13 protein-coding genes are annotated in these 15,593 nt (G+C 42.7%); 12 read left to right on the plus strand and 1 reads right to left on the minus strand.

The window, feature by feature from the left end; translation table 11 throughout:
• The first annotated feature begins 2 nt into the window (after positions 1 to 2).
• Together NST39_RS05095 and NST39_RS05100 are read left to right on the plus strand one after the other, a co-directional pair.
• Positions 3 to 2,906, plus strand: coding sequence for a 5'-nucleotidase C-terminal domain-containing protein (locus NST39_RS05095; protein WP_341027378.1), 2,904 nt, complete (start codon positions 3 to 5; stop codon positions 2,904 to 2,906).
• Between the two features lie 46 nt (positions 2,907 to 2,952).
• Positions 2,953 to 3,519, plus strand: a complete 567-nt coding sequence (locus NST39_RS05100; RefSeq protein ID WP_341027380.1) for a class D sortase — start codon at positions 2,953 to 2,955, stop codon at positions 3,517 to 3,519.
• Between the two features lie 36 nt (positions 3,520 to 3,555).
• Here the strand turns inward: NST39_RS05100 and NST39_RS05105 are convergent, their stop codons facing one another.
• A complete protein-coding gene (locus tag NST39_RS05105) occupies positions 3,556 to 4,464 on the minus strand; it encodes an RluA family pseudouridine synthase (protein WP_268485413.1) in 909 nt (302 codons plus the stop codon).
• A gap of 108 nt (positions 4,465 to 4,572) precedes the next feature.
• On the opposite strand from NST39_RS05105, the gene NST39_RS05110 reads away from it, so the two are divergent.
• From NST39_RS05110 to glpK, 10 genes are all read left to right on the plus strand, one after another.
• A complete protein-coding gene (locus NST39_RS05110; RefSeq protein WP_106067158.1) occupies positions 4,573 to 4,923 on the plus strand; it encodes a DUF5365 family protein in 351 nt (116 codons plus the stop codon).
• Between the two features lie 309 nt (positions 4,924 to 5,232).
• A complete protein-coding gene (locus NST39_RS05115; RefSeq protein ID WP_003211898.1) occupies positions 5,233 to 5,898 on the plus strand; it encodes an HAD family hydrolase in 666 nt (221 codons plus the stop codon).
• Between the two features lie 15 nt (positions 5,899 to 5,913).
• Positions 5,914 to 7,452 carry a bifunctional GNAT family N-acetyltransferase/carbon-nitrogen hydrolase family protein gene (locus NST39_RS05120; RefSeq protein ID WP_044140640.1) on the plus strand — a complete coding sequence of 513 codons (1,539 nt, stop codon included), beginning with the start codon at positions 5,914 to 5,916 and terminating at the stop codon, positions 7,450 to 7,452.
• A 128-nt stretch (positions 7,453 to 7,580) separates the two neighbouring features.
• Entirely contained in the window at positions 7,581 to 7,997 is a 417-nt protein-coding gene (locus NST39_RS05125; RefSeq protein WP_113768345.1) for a VOC family protein, read from the plus strand.
• A gap of 87 nt (positions 7,998 to 8,084) precedes the next feature.
• Positions 8,085 to 9,002, plus strand: coding sequence for an AEC family transporter (locus NST39_RS05130; protein WP_341027383.1), 918 nt, complete (start codon positions 8,085 to 8,087; stop codon positions 9,000 to 9,002).
• Between the two features lie 32 nt (positions 9,003 to 9,034).
• On the plus strand, positions 9,035 to 10,627 hold the full coding sequence (locus NST39_RS05135; RefSeq protein WP_217012957.1) for a PucR family transcriptional regulator: 1,593 nt from the start codon (positions 9,035 to 9,037) through the stop codon (positions 10,625 to 10,627).
• Positions 10,628 to 10,882: 255 nt separating this feature from the next.
• Complete coding sequence (locus NST39_RS05140) at positions 10,883 to 12,223, plus strand: aspartate aminotransferase family protein (RefSeq protein WP_126741914.1); 1,341 nt, start codon at positions 10,883 to 10,885, stop codon at positions 12,221 to 12,223.
• Between the two features lie 181 nt (positions 12,224 to 12,404).
• Positions 12,405 to 12,962 (plus strand): glycerol-3-phosphate responsive antiterminator, encoded by a 558-nt coding sequence (locus tag NST39_RS05145; RefSeq protein WP_003212480.1) that lies wholly within the window; start codon positions 12,405 to 12,407, stop codon positions 12,960 to 12,962.
• A 213-nt stretch (positions 12,963 to 13,175) separates the two neighbouring features.
• A complete protein-coding gene (locus tag NST39_RS05150; RefSeq protein WP_003211784.1) occupies positions 13,176 to 13,991 on the plus strand; it encodes an MIP/aquaporin family protein in 816 nt (271 codons plus the stop codon).
• A 15-nt stretch (positions 13,992 to 14,006) separates the two neighbouring features.
• Positions 14,007 to 15,503: a glycerol kinase GlpK gene (gene glpK / locus NST39_RS05155; protein WP_217012958.1), complete on the plus strand. Its 1,497-nt coding sequence runs from the start codon at positions 14,007 to 14,009 to the stop codon at positions 15,501 to 15,503.
• Positions 15,504 to 15,593: the final 90 nt, after the last annotated feature.

Below are 15,593 nucleotides of genomic sequence, written 5' to 3' on the forward strand. Positions count from 1 at the left end.
TAATGAAACGAATGCTATCTATTCGAATGATTTGTTGTTTGGTTTTGGTGATCTTTAGTTTGCAATCCTTATTGCCTGGTATGTCCGCAGGGAGCGAGGTCAATGCATCTGAAAAGAAAGAAATGGTGTGGAAACAAAAAAAGATTGTGCACATCAAAAAAGCCCGTCAGCTCATAGGAGAGACCGTGACAGTGAGCGGAATTGTGACAGCAGATCAATCAGCTGTAGGCAATGGGAAACTGTCCACATACATTCAAGACAAATCAGCTGGAATCAATGTTTATTCAGCGCAGCCCAATCACTTCCCGGAACTAAAAGCAGGGATGACGGTGACAGTGACTGGTAAAATCACGTCTTATAAAGGACTGATTGAAATTGTGCCAGATCAAGGCAGTCTGAAGGTAGATGCTGTGAACCAAACCTTGCCAAAGGCGAAACGAGTGTCTGTGAAGCAGCTAGAAACGGAACAAGCAGGTAAGCATGAAGGAAGATTAGTGAAGGTCAAAGGTTATGTAGAAACAAAACCAGCGCAGCCGGCTGGCGGTGGATACAATGTAGTGATCATTGATAAAAAATATCACAGCACCACTTTGAGAGTGATGGTCGATACGAATGCGATTGATAAAGTAAAGACAGGAAAATGGTACGAGTTTACAGGGATGTTAAGCAGGTATGATACGTTGCAGTTGCTTCCAAGACATAAGGATGATATCAACCTGCTGAAACGTCAGCCAAAGCCGCCAAAGATGAAGAAAGTATACAAAGCAACGGTTGACCGTGTGGTGGATGGAGATACGATTCATCTAAAGAAGCCCGTTCTAGGTACAACAAAGGTGCGTTTTGTGAATATGGACACGCCGGAAACGTATCATCAGCCAAAAAGCGAATTAGACAAAAACCAATTGCGTTTTGGACAGCAAGCGACTGACTATTTAAAAACACTACTTTCAAGCGGTGACCAAGTCACATTAAAGATTGGTCCTGAAGCGAAAGATAACTATGGACGTCTTTTAGCTCAAGTGAAAACCAAAAAAGGGTTAAATACAAATCTAGAGCTTGTGAAAAAAGGATATGCCCCTACTTATTTCATCTGGCCAGTTGGAGATGAAAAGGACTATCATACGTTTCAAAAAGCAGTAAAAGAAGCAAAGGAAAAAGGACTGGGCATATGGAACGAAGCGGACCCTCTGCTGGAACAGCCATTTGAATTTAGAGCACGTGAACAGAAAAAAGGACTGACACGCTATGTTGGTGATTCATCTGTCAAAACCTACGTGTCCCCTGATAAATGGAAAGAAACCGATGTGGATAAACGGATCTTTTTTGCTTCCAAAGAAGAAGCAGAGCAGGCTGGTTATCAGCCGGCAAAGAAATCGGGCGAAGTACCATTAACGATTTTAAGTATGAATGATTTACACGGTAAAATTGATCAAGAATACGAGTTGGATCTAAAAGATGATGGCAATAAAGGCATGTATGGGCGGATGGATTATGTCGCGGCCTATATGAAGCAAAAACAAGCAGCGCACAAAAATTCGATCACGGTCCATGCTGGAGATATGATTGGCGGGAGCTCTCCAATATCTTCTCTTCTGCAAGATGAACCAACCGTTGAACTCATGGAGAACATTGGCTTTGATGTCGGCACGGTCGGCAACCATGAATTCGATGAAGGGGTAGACGAGCTATTGCGTATCTTAAATGGCGGAGATCATCCTAAAGGCACAAAGGGATATGATGGACAGAACTTTCCGCTCGTTTGTGCGAACTGTGAATACAAGGATACTGGCAAACCACTTTTACCGGCTTATGAAATCATCGATGTCGAAGGAATCCCAGTCGCATTTATCGGCGTTGTGACCAAGTCAGCCGCAGGAATGGTCATGCCAGAAGGGATTAAAGACATTCAGTTTACAGATGAAGTCAAAGCTGTGAATGAAGCCACGAAGGAATTAAAACAAAAAGGAGTTAAAGCTATAGCGGTTTTAGCTCATATGACAGCCTCTCAAAATGGCGATACGATCACTGGGGAGAGTGCAAAGCTTGCCAAAGAAGGTGATGATGAAATTGACGTCATCTTTGCAGGGCATAATCACGAAGTGGTCAATGGAGAGGTCAATGGAAAATTAATTGTGCAAGCCTTTGAATACGGGAAGGCGATTGGCGAAGTCAATGTGACACTTGACCGTAAAACGAAGGATATCGTCAAAAAAAGTGCGAATATCCAGTATGTAGATCAATCTGATATAGAAAAGGACAAGGAAGCAGCAGACATCTTGGCTCATTACGGGAAAGAAGTGGAGCCGATTATTAGTGAGGTTGTTGGAGAAGCCGGGGTCAAAATGGAAGGCGGCTATTCAAATGATGGAGACACGCCGCTTGGTAATTTGATTGCGGATGGTATGAGATATTCAATGAAAAGTGACTTTGCCATGATGAATGGAGGCGGCATTAGGCAAAACCTTGAAAAAGGGCCGATAACATGGGGAGATCTCTTTAATATTCAGCCATTTGGCAACGTTTTAGTCAAACTAGAGATCAAGGGAAAAGACTTAGTAGAGATCATAGAAGCACAAATTTCTCCGCAATTTGGACCAGATTATAGCATTTCAGGCTTTTCATATTCCTATGATCCTGTAACATATAAAGTAGTCGACTTGAAGCTGCCAGATGGTTCAGCCGTAGCTCTCGATCAAACGTATACACTCACTGTGAATAACTTCATGGCAACTGCAACTGGCAGTAAATATGCACCAATAGGCAGGCTTGGGCAAAACCCTGAAACAGGCCCAGAAGACTTAGAAGCCACTGTCGATTTTGTGAAAAGCTTTGAGGGAGCTTCCATTGTGTATCAAAAAGAAGGACGAATTCAAAAAGCAAAACAAGAAGAAAAAGCAGCAAGCTAAAAAGCGTATCATCTAAGAGAAACGTAACAGGCAAAGGAGTTTAAGCATGAAAAAGTGGCTTGCACTGACTGTGGTGACAGCCGGGATTGTGCTGCTCGGCTGGGGAATTTGGCAAATCGCCTCTACTCATCTTCAAACCGCCCAATCATTAGACGAAGCGAAGAAGGTCGTGGCGGACGATCAAGGGATGTCCAAGAAGCAGTTTGCTCCAGAAGTGGGGAAAGCTTCTGGCATCCTGACGATTCCAAAATTAAAAGCAGACCTTCCCATTGTCGAAGGGACGGATGCGGATGACCTAGCAAAGGGAGTAGGACACTACAAAGGCAGTTATTATCCTGATCAAAATGGACAAATCGTCCTTTCTGGCCATCGTGACACGGTGTTTCGCAGGACAGGCGAACTGGATATTGGAGATCAGCTGAAAATCACTGTGCCGTATGGTGAATTTATATATGAAATCACACATACGAAAATTGTTGATCAGCATGATACATCCATCATTACGTTGCAGAATGAAAAGGAAGAGCTGATATTAACCACATGCTATCCTTTTCATTTCGTCGGCAATGCGCCAGAGCGGTATATTATTTATGCAAAAAGAGTGTCTGAATAAAGAAAAAGAGCCTGCTTTCATACGCAGGCTCTTTTGTTAATGGATGATTTGACTCATGAGCTGGTCCATATCAGGTGGTAGAGGTGCTTCGATGATCAGATGCTCACCTGTAAAAGGATGTTTCATGTCTACTTGCTTGGCGTGAAGAGCACACCTGTTGATGTAATCACGAACTCCGTCATATAATGTATCCCCAGCTAGTGGATGCCCGAGACTGCTCAGGTGGACACGAATTTGATGCGTTCTACCCGTTTCTAATTGAAGTTTAACGGCTGTCAGTTGCAGACGTTTATTCATATCCATGACCTGAAAATGAGTCACAGCTTTTTGCCCATTAGGGGAGATTCTTCGTCTGACTGCATGGTGTTTGTCACGGCCGATCGCTGCCTCGATGGTGCCTTTCTTTTTTTTGAAAAGTCCCTCTGCGATGGCGATGTATGTGCGTTTGATTGTTTTTTTAGAAAGCATTTGATCAAGAGCCGCATGGGCTAACCTATGCTTTGCAAAAATGACGGTACCGCTCGTGTCTTGATCTAGCCTGTGGATATGTCTTACCCGCTTTTCTTCTCCATTTGCTTGAAAATGGAATGCCACAAGATTTGCCAGTGTGCCTGTTTGTCCTTGTTCATTCGGATGAGTTGGCCGGCCGGCCGGTTTTTGCACAATTAATAAATGCTCGTCCTCAAAGAGTACCTCTAATTCACCGTATTCTGGTGTTACATCACTTTCTTCTGTTTCAAATAAATCAATGATGATCTGATCGCCTTGACTGACTTTAGCCGCGTGATGGGCAGGCTTTTGATTTAAACGAACTTTTTGATGCTCCATCCAAAAATGAATAATCGGTTTTGATGCAGAGACGGCTGTCTTTAAAAAATGACTGAGTGAAGTGTGATGATACTGCTCGTCTACTTTGAGTGAGAGCGTGTGTCCTTTTATGATCATGATATCCTTTCCTCTCTATGGGTATATATAGGAAACACTTACCTTGGCGAACGCCTTTTTTTCTGTGCTATTCTGAATGGAGAATAACGACAGAGAGGTAGATGTCACGTGAGATTAATGAAAGCTGCTACAGACCTGCAAGAGCAGGCAATTGAAGAAATATCAAAGGATGTTGAAGATCTTCTTTCTCATGCTGTCAATGGACAGCAACGGGATATGCGTCAAAAAGATCGCTCCCTTACCTTTATTGATGGCATATATAACGGGACGATGGACGATGCTTTTCGTATTTTATCGGGACTTCAGCTATTACATACCATCATTGTAAAACCGAAACGTCATCTCACCAAACGAGATCGTGAACTATTCGAACGAAACCGTGAGCAGGTCAATGCCTGCGGCTTTTCTTTTCCGTTTGATCTAGACGATTTTGCCAGCCGTCACCTTCAAAATGCGTAAAAGATGGTGTGAACTTCCTTGTTAACTTACAAGGACCTCGCACATACTATTTTTAAGGGAACGGAGAAACCTTTAAGATCTGTAATACCAAACCCGCTCTTTTTCAACATCGCCTATTTCTCCACGAATCGGAGCGCTTGGATCTCTTGCAGAATGAACCGAACACGAGTAGGAGCCTGACAAAACGGTGCAGGCTCCTTTTATACATAATCATTTTAGCAGACATTCATCTTTGAAAGTCAATTTTATTCACGATATGATAGCATTGAGTATATCTTTAAGACTTTTGTAAAAAAAGGAGTGGCCTCGTTGGTAAAGGCGATTATATTTGATTTTGACGGATTAATTTTAGATACAGAAACACATGAATATGAGGTTTTACAAGAAATGTTTGCGGAGCATGAGTCAGATCTGCCTCTTTCCGTATGGGGCAAGGTCATTGGTACGCAGGCAGGCTTTAAGCCATTTGAATATTTGGAAAAGCAGCTAGGGAAGACGCTGGATCATGAGACACTCACAGCAGATCGGCGTTCTCGTTTTCAAAAAAGAATGAAAGACGAATCAGCAAGACCTGGTGTAGAAGCTTATTTAGAAGCAGCAAAGGAGCTTGGGATCAAGATTGGACTTGCTTCCAGCTCAGACTATAAATGGGTGTCTGATCACCTGAAGCAGATTGGTCTTTTCGACTATTTTGAATGTATCCGCACGTCAGATGATGTGGAAGAAGTGAAACCAAATCCAGAGCTCTATTTGCAAACCGCACGCTGCTTAGGGGTAGAGCCAAAAGATTGTGTGGCATTTGAGGATTCTGTAAATGGATCAGTAGCTGCCAAACGGGCAGGTATGAAATGTGTCATCGTCCCAAACAAAGTGACGAGCACGCTGCAATTTGAAGAATATGATGTCAGATTAGAATCCATGGCTGAAATCGAATTGCTCCAGCTATTCCATCAGCTTGAAAAAGAGGATCAGTAAGGGGGCAAATACATCATGGCAGAAAAACTAGACTTAACGCGGTTTGAAAAAAGAATAGTGATCCGTAATATCCATGAAGAGGATATTGATCGAATCATTTCCTTACAAGAGGTATGTTTTCCGGGCATGGATCCTTGGAAACGGGAGCATCTTGAAAGCCACCTTGAGCATTTCCCAGAAGGACAGTTTTGTGCTGAATTCGAGGGGGAAATCATTGGCTCTTGTTCAAGTTTATTAATTAACTTTGATGAATACGATGATCGCCACACGTGGCAGGACATTACAGATGATGGGTACATCACAAACCATAATCCTGATGGGATGAATATGTACGGAATCGAAGTCATGGTGAGTCCTGAGTACCGCCGCATGAAAATTGGACATCGTTTGTATGAAGCAAGAAAAGACTTAGCAAGAAGATTAAATTTAAAAAGCATCATCATTGGCGGACGCATTCCGAATTATCATAAATACCAAGAGGAAATGACGCCTCGCCAGTATGTAGAGCAGGTCACGATTCACCAAATCTATGATCCCGTTTTATCTTTTCAGCTGTTAAATGAATTTAGTCTCATGCGGATCAATCCGAATTACTTGCCTGATGATAAAGCATCCAGCACGTATGCGACGTTAATGGAATGGAACAATGTCGATTATCGCCCGCAATCGAAAAGATATTTTAAATCGGCATTCCCTGTTCGAATTTGTGTGATTCAATATGCAATGAAACAAATTCACTCCTTTGAAGAATTTATGAATCAGGTGGAGTATTATGTGGATGTCGCATCAGATGCATCAGCTGACTTTGCGGTATTCCCAGAAATTTTCACGACGCAGCTCATGTCTTATTTAGAAGAGCGGTCACCAAGTCTTGCTGTGCAGCGAATCACGGAATATACCGAGGACTACATTAATTTGTTCACAGACCTTTCTGTGAAATATAACATTAATATCATCGGCGGGTCCCACTTTGTAGAGGAGGAAGGGAAAATCTACAATATTGCCTATTTATTTAGACGTGATGGAACGATTGAAAAGCAATATAAGCTTCATATCACGCCGAATGAAAGAAAATGGTGGGGGATTTCAGCTGGTGACCAGGTCCGGGTATTTGATACGGACTGCGGCAAAATTGCGATCCAAATTTGCTATGATATTGAATTTCCTGAGCTTGCACGGATCGCAGCTGACAAAGGAGCGAAAATTATTTTCACTCCGTTTTGTACAGAAGACCGCCAAGGCTATTTAAGAGTACGTTACTGTGCACAGGCGAGAGCGGTTGAAAACCAGATTTATACCGTTATCTCGGGAACAGTTGGCAACCTTCCGCAAACCGAAAATATGGATGTTCAATATGCGCAATCGGCTATATTTGCCCCATCAGACTTTGAATTTGCAAGAGATGGGATTGTAGGAGAGTGTAATCCAAACATTGAGATGGTCGTCGTAGGTGATGTCGATTTAGAAATTTTAAGAAGACAAAGACAAGATGGAACCGTACGTCAGCTGAAAGACCGAAGAAGAGACGTGTACCATATTGAATATAAGAAATAATGAAAAGAAGCGCCTATTGTTGAGGCGCTACTTTTTGATGACATCAGATTTTTTCAATTGACAAAGGGATGCTGGAGAAAAAGCTGAATATACTGAAAGGAGATTATGTGTTCAAAAAGGAGAGGAACATGGGGCGACAATCTAAACATCTGTATATCAATTTGCCGGTAAATCATGTGAAGGAATCTATCGCTTTTTTTGAGCAGCTGGGCTTTGACTTTGAGCAGCAGTTCACGAATGATCAGGCGGCCTGTTTGGTCATTGATGACACGATCACCGTTATGCTGTTATCTCTTAGGCATTTTCAATCCATCTCAGAGAAACAATTAGTGGAAGCAAAAAAGGCATCAGAGGTGATTATCTCTATGCGTGTTCATTCACGAGAAGAGGTCGATGAGCTTGTCGAGAAGGCAATGGCGGCAGGTGGTTCACCGTTTAAGGAGAAGCAGGATCATGAGTTCATGTATGGATGGAGCTTTCAGGATCTTGATGGTCATTTGTGGGAAGTGTTTTATATGGATGAGGAAAGAAGCGGCCTTTCATAAGGGTGCTTCTTTTTTATTGTTTATCAGTGGTATGATAATGAGGAGCAGAAGGAATCTGGAATTCAACTAGAGAAAAGTAGGTGCAGCATGGAGTTTTTACTTGTCTTACTGCCAGTGTTCGGCATATTCCTGATCGGGTATATCGGGCAGAAGGCGATTGGTTTTGACATACATACGCTCTCATCAATGTCTTTATATTTAATGTCACCATTTCTTGCGTTTGAAACCTTTTATCAAAACAAAGTGTCGATGGACTATGTGTATTTATCCATTTTTGTTGTCGGGCTTTGTCTTGCACTTATTTTATGTGTTTTTATTTTATCTCGTATTTATGGGTATTCGAATGAAACGTATTGCGCCATGATTCTGTCGTCAGCTTTTATGAACAATGGAAACTATGGCACGCCTGTTGTGCTGCTTGTCTTCGGAGCCGCAGGTTTGGATATTGCGATTGTGTTGATGGTGCTGCAGCAGCTTGTCATGAGTACAATCGGCATGTATTATGCAGCAAAGGGCGGAGAGGATGCGGGAGATGGAAAGGTCGTCTTGAAAAAAGTGCTGCGTATGCCGGTTGCTTACGGGGCACTCATCGGTCTATTATTTCAGCTGATTGATCTTTCATTACCTAAAGAGCTGATGACGGGTATTCAGCTTGTAGGGAATGCTGCCATACCGACGATTATGCTTATTTTAGGTATGCAGCTTGCTGTGATCTCTTTTAAGCAAGTGGATTATCGCAATATTTCTTATGCTGTATTGCTGAAGCTGTTTATCTCCCCACTTATTGCATTTGGCTTTACGCTTATTTTACCGGTAGATGATATGGTGAAACAAATTATGATCTTAGTGGCAGCCATGCCGACAGCAGCAAATACCACGCTGATGGCTGTACAATTTCGAACGAAGCCTGAGTTTGTTTCAAGCACGACATTTCTCAGTACAATCTTAAGTATCGTGACATTACCAGTTTTATTATGGATTTTATCCATGCACTCTCTGGGATAGGGGATAGGCGGCAAACAAAGGGGGACATATGAATGAATGTAGATGTTCATTTCCAAGTGAGTGACGTGTTGAAAACGAAGCATTTTGCGCATGCAAAAGTGTTAGCAGGGGAAAAAGGATTGTTTCGGCAGGTCAAATGGATACATGTGTTAGAAGTGCCTGATGTAGAAGATTTATTAAATGGAGGCGAGCTGATATTAACGACAGCCGCAGGCTTCCATGATCAACTGGATGTGTTTCAAGCGTTTTTACGACAGCTGATTGATTCAGGGGCGGCCGGCTTGTGTATTGAATTTGTTCCGCTAAGATTCGAAGTGCCGGAAGAATTACTGACCTATGCAGAAGAGAGAGATTTTCCGCTTATTCTGTTTACAAAAGAAGTGAAGTTCGTCAACATCACGCAGCATCTTCATACGATGATGATCGAGCGTCAGTATCAAATGATGGCTGATTTAGAAGCACTATCATCAAAGCTAAATGAGCTTTTACTGACCCCGCATCCGCAGATGGATATTTTGGATCAAGTGTATCAGCACGTAAGGGGGATTCTTTTACTCCTCCCTGTTCAGGGCGAGCCGATTATTATATGTGATTCTTCCAAACAAACGGAAGAACTGGTCATGAATTATTTGCAGTTTGCTTCCGTGCCAAAAGGATACGAAGTGACACAAAAACAAGTGCTTGCGCTCAAACAAACATTTGCAGATCTTGTGCTCATTCATCAAGCGGACATGCTCTCTGAATTCGAACTGCTTGTGATGGATAAAGGAGCGAATGCTCTAGCCCAGCAAACATTAAGAGAGCTTTATACAGAAGAGCTGAAGAAGACAAAAGAAATTGAATGGCTGCAAAAATGGTTTCAAGAAGAGCATACAGAACAAGAGATCATAGAGCACCTTGAAGAAACAGAAGGGGTGAAAAAGCCAACTGGCTGCGTAGTCTTGCTCTTTCAAAAGCATCATCAAATTGAAGAAATCGCAGGGAACCTTTACTTTCTTGTCTCTTGCCGCTCCATTTTTCAGCGTGCGGGTTTCCATCTGATTGCATATGAGCATCAAGAACAAACCTTGTTTATTTTATTAAACACGAGAAAGAAAGAGGACTGGAAAGAGCGTGCAGAAAAGGCTGCAAACGACATCAAACAATTGTATGACCGAGAGCAGCCCCGAGGGGCCGAGATCAATTTTGGTATCGGGCAATATTGTGAAAAGTTTCAGCACATGAGAAAAAGCTTTCAAGCAGCCAAAGAAGTGCTACATTTAAAAAAAGTGATGCCTCAGCGGGTGGAAAGTCCATTTTACCAAGATCTACATATGCTCCGTCTCATGCCTATGATGAAGGAAAGCGGTCTGCTTGAATGTATGGTGAAAGAGTATTTAGAGCCCGTGATTTTATACGATAATCAAAATAACGGGAGACTCTATCAAACGCTGAATATCTTTTTACAGACAAACGGTTCTAAAAAAGAAACCGCAAGCCAGCTTTATATTGTTAGGCAAACCCTCTATCATAGACTGGATAAACTGCATGCCTTGCTCGGTGAGGATATGATGCAGGCGCCGAAACGACAGGCGCTTGAATTTGCGATTCTTGCTTATGAATTCCTGCAAGGAAATCGACGTTAGCAGAGTGTGCTCCATTTTGCCAAGGCATCAAGAAAAGTGTCTTATGCTGGTGTTCAATCAGTTGACGATCTGTCTAATGTAATCGGCCTGACCCCTTTTTTATAATGAAAGTAACGATTGGTTCTCTCTTACGGGCGGCCTGGTTCCAGTTTCATATGCCTCACGTTTCATCCATATAATGAATGGAGAGGCAATGTGCTGCTGAATTGGTCTAAGCTTCTTTAATGATGAAAACGGATACATGGGGGCGGGAAGATGAAAATACATGAGCAGGCTCAAAATCTTCAGGCAAAAGATGATCAGTTGATCTGGCATCAAATGAAAGGAACAAACAAGGAAAATGAAAGTATGGTCATTCACGAGGCAGAAGGCGCATGGGTGACAGATATTCATGGAAATCGCTATTTAGACGGGATGTCAGGCCTTTGGTGCGTAAATGCCGGATATGGCCGGAAAGAGCTTGCAGAAGCGGCGTATAAGCAATTAAAGACAATGCCTTACTATCCGCTTACACAAAGCCACGTGCCGGCGATTCAGCTGGCTGAAAAGCTAAATGAGTGGCTTGGCGGGGACTATGTCATCTTCTTTTCTAACAGCGGTTCTGAAGCCAATGAAGCTGCATTTAAAATGGCCAAACAATATCATGCGCAAAAAGGAGAGAGTGCTAGGACAAAGTTCATCTCCCGGTACCGGTCGTATCACGGCAATACAGCAGCTGCTCTTGCTGCAACCGGTCAAGCGCAGCGTAAATATAAATATGAACCATTAGGTCAGGGCTTTATTCATGTCGCACCGCCTGATGTGTATCGTCATCCTGAGGATCAAGAGAATTTGGCAAGTGCTGCGGCCATTGATCAGGCCATGACGTGGGAACTAAGTGAGACGATAGCAGGGGTCATTATGGAGCCGATCATTACGGGCGGAGGTATCCTAATGCCGCCAAAAGGGTATTTGAAGAAGGTCAAAGACATCTGTGAAGCTCATGGAGCGCTCCTCATTGTAGATGAAGTCATCTGCGGATTTGGCCGGACAGGGAAGCGGTTTGGTTTTATGCATGAGGAAGTAAAGCCGGATATTATCACCATGGCAAAAGGGATCACAAGCGGCTATTTACCGCTTTCTGCAACGTGCGTGAAACGAGAAATCTATGAAGCCTATGCAGGAGAAGATACGTATGACAGGCTGCGTCATGTGAATACATTTGGCGGGCACCCTGCTTCCTGTGCGGTGGCACTTGCCAACCTAGAGATTATGGAAAACGAGCAATTAGTTGAACGGTCCGATGCGCTCGGCCGGGATATGCTTGAACGTTTGCAAGAGTTAAAAGAACACCCATTTGTCGGAGATGTCAGAGGAAAAGGCTTGCTGTTTGGCATAGAGCTTGTTCAGGATCAACAATCCAAAAAGCCAGCTGAGCCACATGTCGTCGGTCAATTGATTGCTGAATGTAAAAAACGCGGACTGATCATCGGGAAAAATGGGGATACAGTGGCGGGCTATAATAACGTTGCCCAGCTTGCACCGCCGCTTAATATAACAGATGATGACGCCTCATTTATCATCAATACCTTAAAAGAAAGCATGGCACAGCTATAGCAGAGAACTTCTCTGCTTTTTTTATGGAATAAAAGTTTGCTTTCCATCATTTTGAGCTAGTTCTATGAAGATGATGTGAGATGAAATCGGTATTGGGCACACTAGGTGTATTGAAAAATAGAAGAGTTTCAATTACTGTTAGGAGAAGACTGATCCAATACACTTTTGAAGGAGACGGCTTATGAGTTTTCATGATCAACCCATTTTACCTGCTGTACGCAATATGAAGCAATTTGAGGAATTTTTAAAAAGTCCATTTACATATGGTGTTTTACTTGATGTTCACTTAGGCCGGCTTAAGGGCATCATGAATGAGGCAAATGCTCATCACAAAAAAATGTTTGTCCATGTCGATCTCATTCACGGGATTAAACATGATGAGTATGGAACGGAATTTATTTGTCAGGAAATGAAGCCAGCAGGAATAATTTCTACTAGGTCTTCTGTCATAGTAAAAGCCAAGCAAAAAAAGGTATATGCCATTCAGCGAATGTTTTTACTTGATACGAGTGCCATGGAAAAAAGCATGGAGTTCGTTGGGAAACATCGTCCAGATTTTATTGAAGTATTGCCGGGCGTCGTGCCAGATTTAATTACAGAAGTGCGCGAGCGAACTGGGATCCCGATTTTTGCAGGCGGATTTATCCGTACAAAAGAAGATGTAGAAAGAGCGCTTGAAGCAGGGGCTACAGCTGTGACGACCTCAAATACCACCCTTTGGAAAGCGTTCCAAAAGTGAAAAGATAAAATGTGAATATTTATTGACAACGTTTTCATCCTCTGATACTATTGCACTAAGTTAATATCATGTGATGGAGAAACGGAGATCCACAACAACGCTTTACTAGGTGACAAATGACCCTGATGTAAAGTATGTTTGTTGTGGATCTTTTTCTTTATCTTTTCTACACATTCATAGGGGATGGCAACTGAACCAGAGGAGGAATTTTTCATGACACCATTTTGGGGAGAAGTCGTAGGTACAATGCTGCTCATTATTTTTGGGGGCGGTGTGTGTGCGGCAGTTAATTTAAAGAAATCACTCGCATATCAATCCGGCTGGATTGTAATCGCTTTCGGATGGGGATTTGCAGTAGCCATTGCAGCATATGCAACTGGTGGAATTAGCGGAGCGCATTTAAACCCTGCACTCACAATTGGGCTTGCGCTAGAAGGAAGTTTTCCTTGGGCTGATGTTCCAATGTATATTGTTGGTCAAATGCTTGGTGCACTAATAGGGGCTACTATTGTCTTTTTACATTACTTACCGCACTGGAAAGCAACAGATGATCCAGGTGCAAAGCTAGGCGTATTCTCAACTGGTCCTGCGATTCCGCATACTTTTGCAAACGTACTTAGTGAAGTCATCGGTACATTTGTATTGGTTCTAGGAATCTTAGCGATTGGTGCAAATAAATTTGCAGACGGAGTCAATCCGCTGATTGTTGGTTTCTTAATTGTTGCAATTGGTCTTTCTTTAGGTGGAACAACTGGTTATGCAATTAACCCTGCACGTGATTTAGGTCCGAGAATCGCACATGCGATCTTGCCGATTCCAGGGAAAGGCCCATCGAACTGGAAGTATGCTTGGGTGCCAGTCGTTGGTCCAATTTTAGGCGGCGCATTTGGCGGTGTTTTCTACAATGCAGCCTTTAAAGCGAACGTCACACCAGCCTTTTGGATTGTAAGCGTTATTTTAGTTGTGGTATTGTTAGGACTCTATATCACTACGAAAAACCAAACAAATGCTGTAAATGAAAGTATGTAAGGGGAGGAAAACATCATGACAAAAGAAAAATATATTCTTGCATTAGATCAAGGGACAACAAGCACAAGAGCGATCTTATTTGATCAAGAAGGCAAAATTGCACATACAACTCAGAAGGAATTTAATCAATATTTTCCGAACCCAGGCTGGGTAGAACACAATGCAAATGAAATTTGGAGCTCTGTTCTATCGGTCATTTCAACTGCTTTAATTGAATCAGGAATTGAAGCAGACCAAATCGCTGGTATCGGAATTACGAACCAACGTGAGACAGCGGTTGTTTGGGATAAACATACAGGCGCACCTATTTACAATGCAATTGTTTGGCAGTCAAGACAAACATCTGGCATTTGTGAAGAGTTAAAAGCGCAAGGACACAGTGAAACGTTTAGAAATAAAACAGGTCTTCTCATCGATGCTTATTTCTCAGGTACAAAAGTAAAATGGATATTAGACAATGTAGAAGGTGCCCGTGAGAAAGCAGAAAATGGCGACTTACTGTTTGGCACAATCGATACTTGGCTTATTTGGAAGATGACAGGCGGTAAATCACACGTCACAGATTACTCCAATGCATCAAGAACATTAATGTTCAATATTTACGATCTGAAATGGGATGAAGAATTACTTGATATCCTTGGCGTACCTGCTTCTATGCTTCCTGAGGTGAAACCATCTTCACACATTTATGGTGAAACAACAGACTATCACTTCTTTGGCAGAAATATTCCGATTGCAGGAGCGGCGGGAGATCAGCAGGCTGCTTTATTCGGTCAGGCTTGCTTTGAAGAAGGAATGGCGAAGAACACATATGGTACAGGATGTTTCATGTTGATGAATACAGGGGAAAAAGCCATTAAGTCGGATCATGGTTTATTAACGACGATTGCATGGGGCATTGACGGCAAAGTTGAATATGCTTTAGAAGGAAGTATTTTCGTTGCTGGCTCAGCGGTTCAATGGCTGCGTGATGGACTCAGAATGTTTAAAGACTCGAAAGACAGCGAAGCTTATGCAGAGCGCGTTGAGTCAACGGATGGCGTATACGTCGTTCCGGCATTCGTTGGTCTAGGCACACCATACTGGGATAGTGATGTCAGAGGCGCTGTATTCGGATTAACACGCGGTACTTCTAAAGAGCACTTTGTCCGTGCAACGTTAGAATCACTTGCTTATCAAACGAAAGATGTGTTAGATGCGATGGAAAAGGATTCAAACATTTCATTAAAAACATTGCGTGTGGATGGCGGAGCTGTAAAAAATGATTTCTTAATGGGCTTCCAAAGTGATTTACTGGATGTGCCTGTAGAGCGTCCAGAAATTAATGAAACGACGGCACTCGGTGCGGCCTATCTTGCGGGAATAGCAGTTGGCTTCTGGAACGACCGTTCAGACATTGCAAAACAATGGAACCTTGACAAGCGCTTTGATCCTAAGATGGAAGAAGGCAGCCGTGACTCGTTATACAGCGGGTGGAAAAAGGCTGTAAAAGCAGCTCAAGCTTTCAAATAAACCAAAAGTATGGTATACTTCAATTAAGTTAATAGAACGGTTGGAGAACTGGAGAGACCGCAGGCACCGAAGTGTAGAAATACGCTTTGG

The sequence above is a fragment of the Bacillus sp. FSL W8-0645 genome (assembly GCF_038007905.1).
Lineage (GTDB): Bacteria > Bacillota > Bacilli > Bacillales > Bacillaceae > Bacillus > Bacillus pumilus.

Coding starts and splice junctions, on each gene's coding strand:
- NST39_RS05095 (WP_341027378.1), top strand. CDS start 3: ATGAAACGAATGCTATCTATTCGAATGATTTGTTGTTTGGTTTTGGTG.
- NST39_RS05100 (WP_341027380.1), top strand. CDS start 2,953: ATGAAAAAGTGGCTTGCACTGACTGTGGTGACAGCCGGGATTGTGCTG.
- NST39_RS05105 (WP_268485413.1), bottom strand. CDS start 4,464: ATGATCATAAAAGGACACACGCTCTCACTCAAAGTAGACGAGCAGTAT.
- NST39_RS05120 (WP_044140640.1), top strand. CDS start 5,914: ATGGCAGAAAAACTAGACTTAACGCGGTTTGAAAAAAGAATAGTGATC.
- NST39_RS05125 (WP_113768345.1), top strand. CDS start 7,581: ATGGGGCGACAATCTAAACATCTGTATATCAATTTGCCGGTAAATCAT.
- NST39_RS05130 (WP_341027383.1), top strand. CDS start 8,085: ATGGAGTTTTTACTTGTCTTACTGCCAGTGTTCGGCATATTCCTGATC.
- NST39_RS05135 (WP_217012957.1), top strand. CDS start 9,035: ATGAATGTAGATGTTCATTTCCAAGTGAGTGACGTGTTGAAAACGAAG.
- NST39_RS05140 (WP_126741914.1), top strand. CDS start 10,883: ATGAAAATACATGAGCAGGCTCAAAATCTTCAGGCAAAAGATGATCAG.
- NST39_RS05145 (WP_003212480.1), top strand. CDS start 12,405: ATGAGTTTTCATGATCAACCCATTTTACCTGCTGTACGCAATATGAAG.
- NST39_RS05150 (WP_003211784.1), top strand. CDS start 13,176: ATGACACCATTTTGGGGAGAAGTCGTAGGTACAATGCTGCTCATTATT.
- glpK (WP_217012958.1), top strand. CDS start 14,007: ATGACAAAAGAAAAATATATTCTTGCATTAGATCAAGGGACAACAAGC.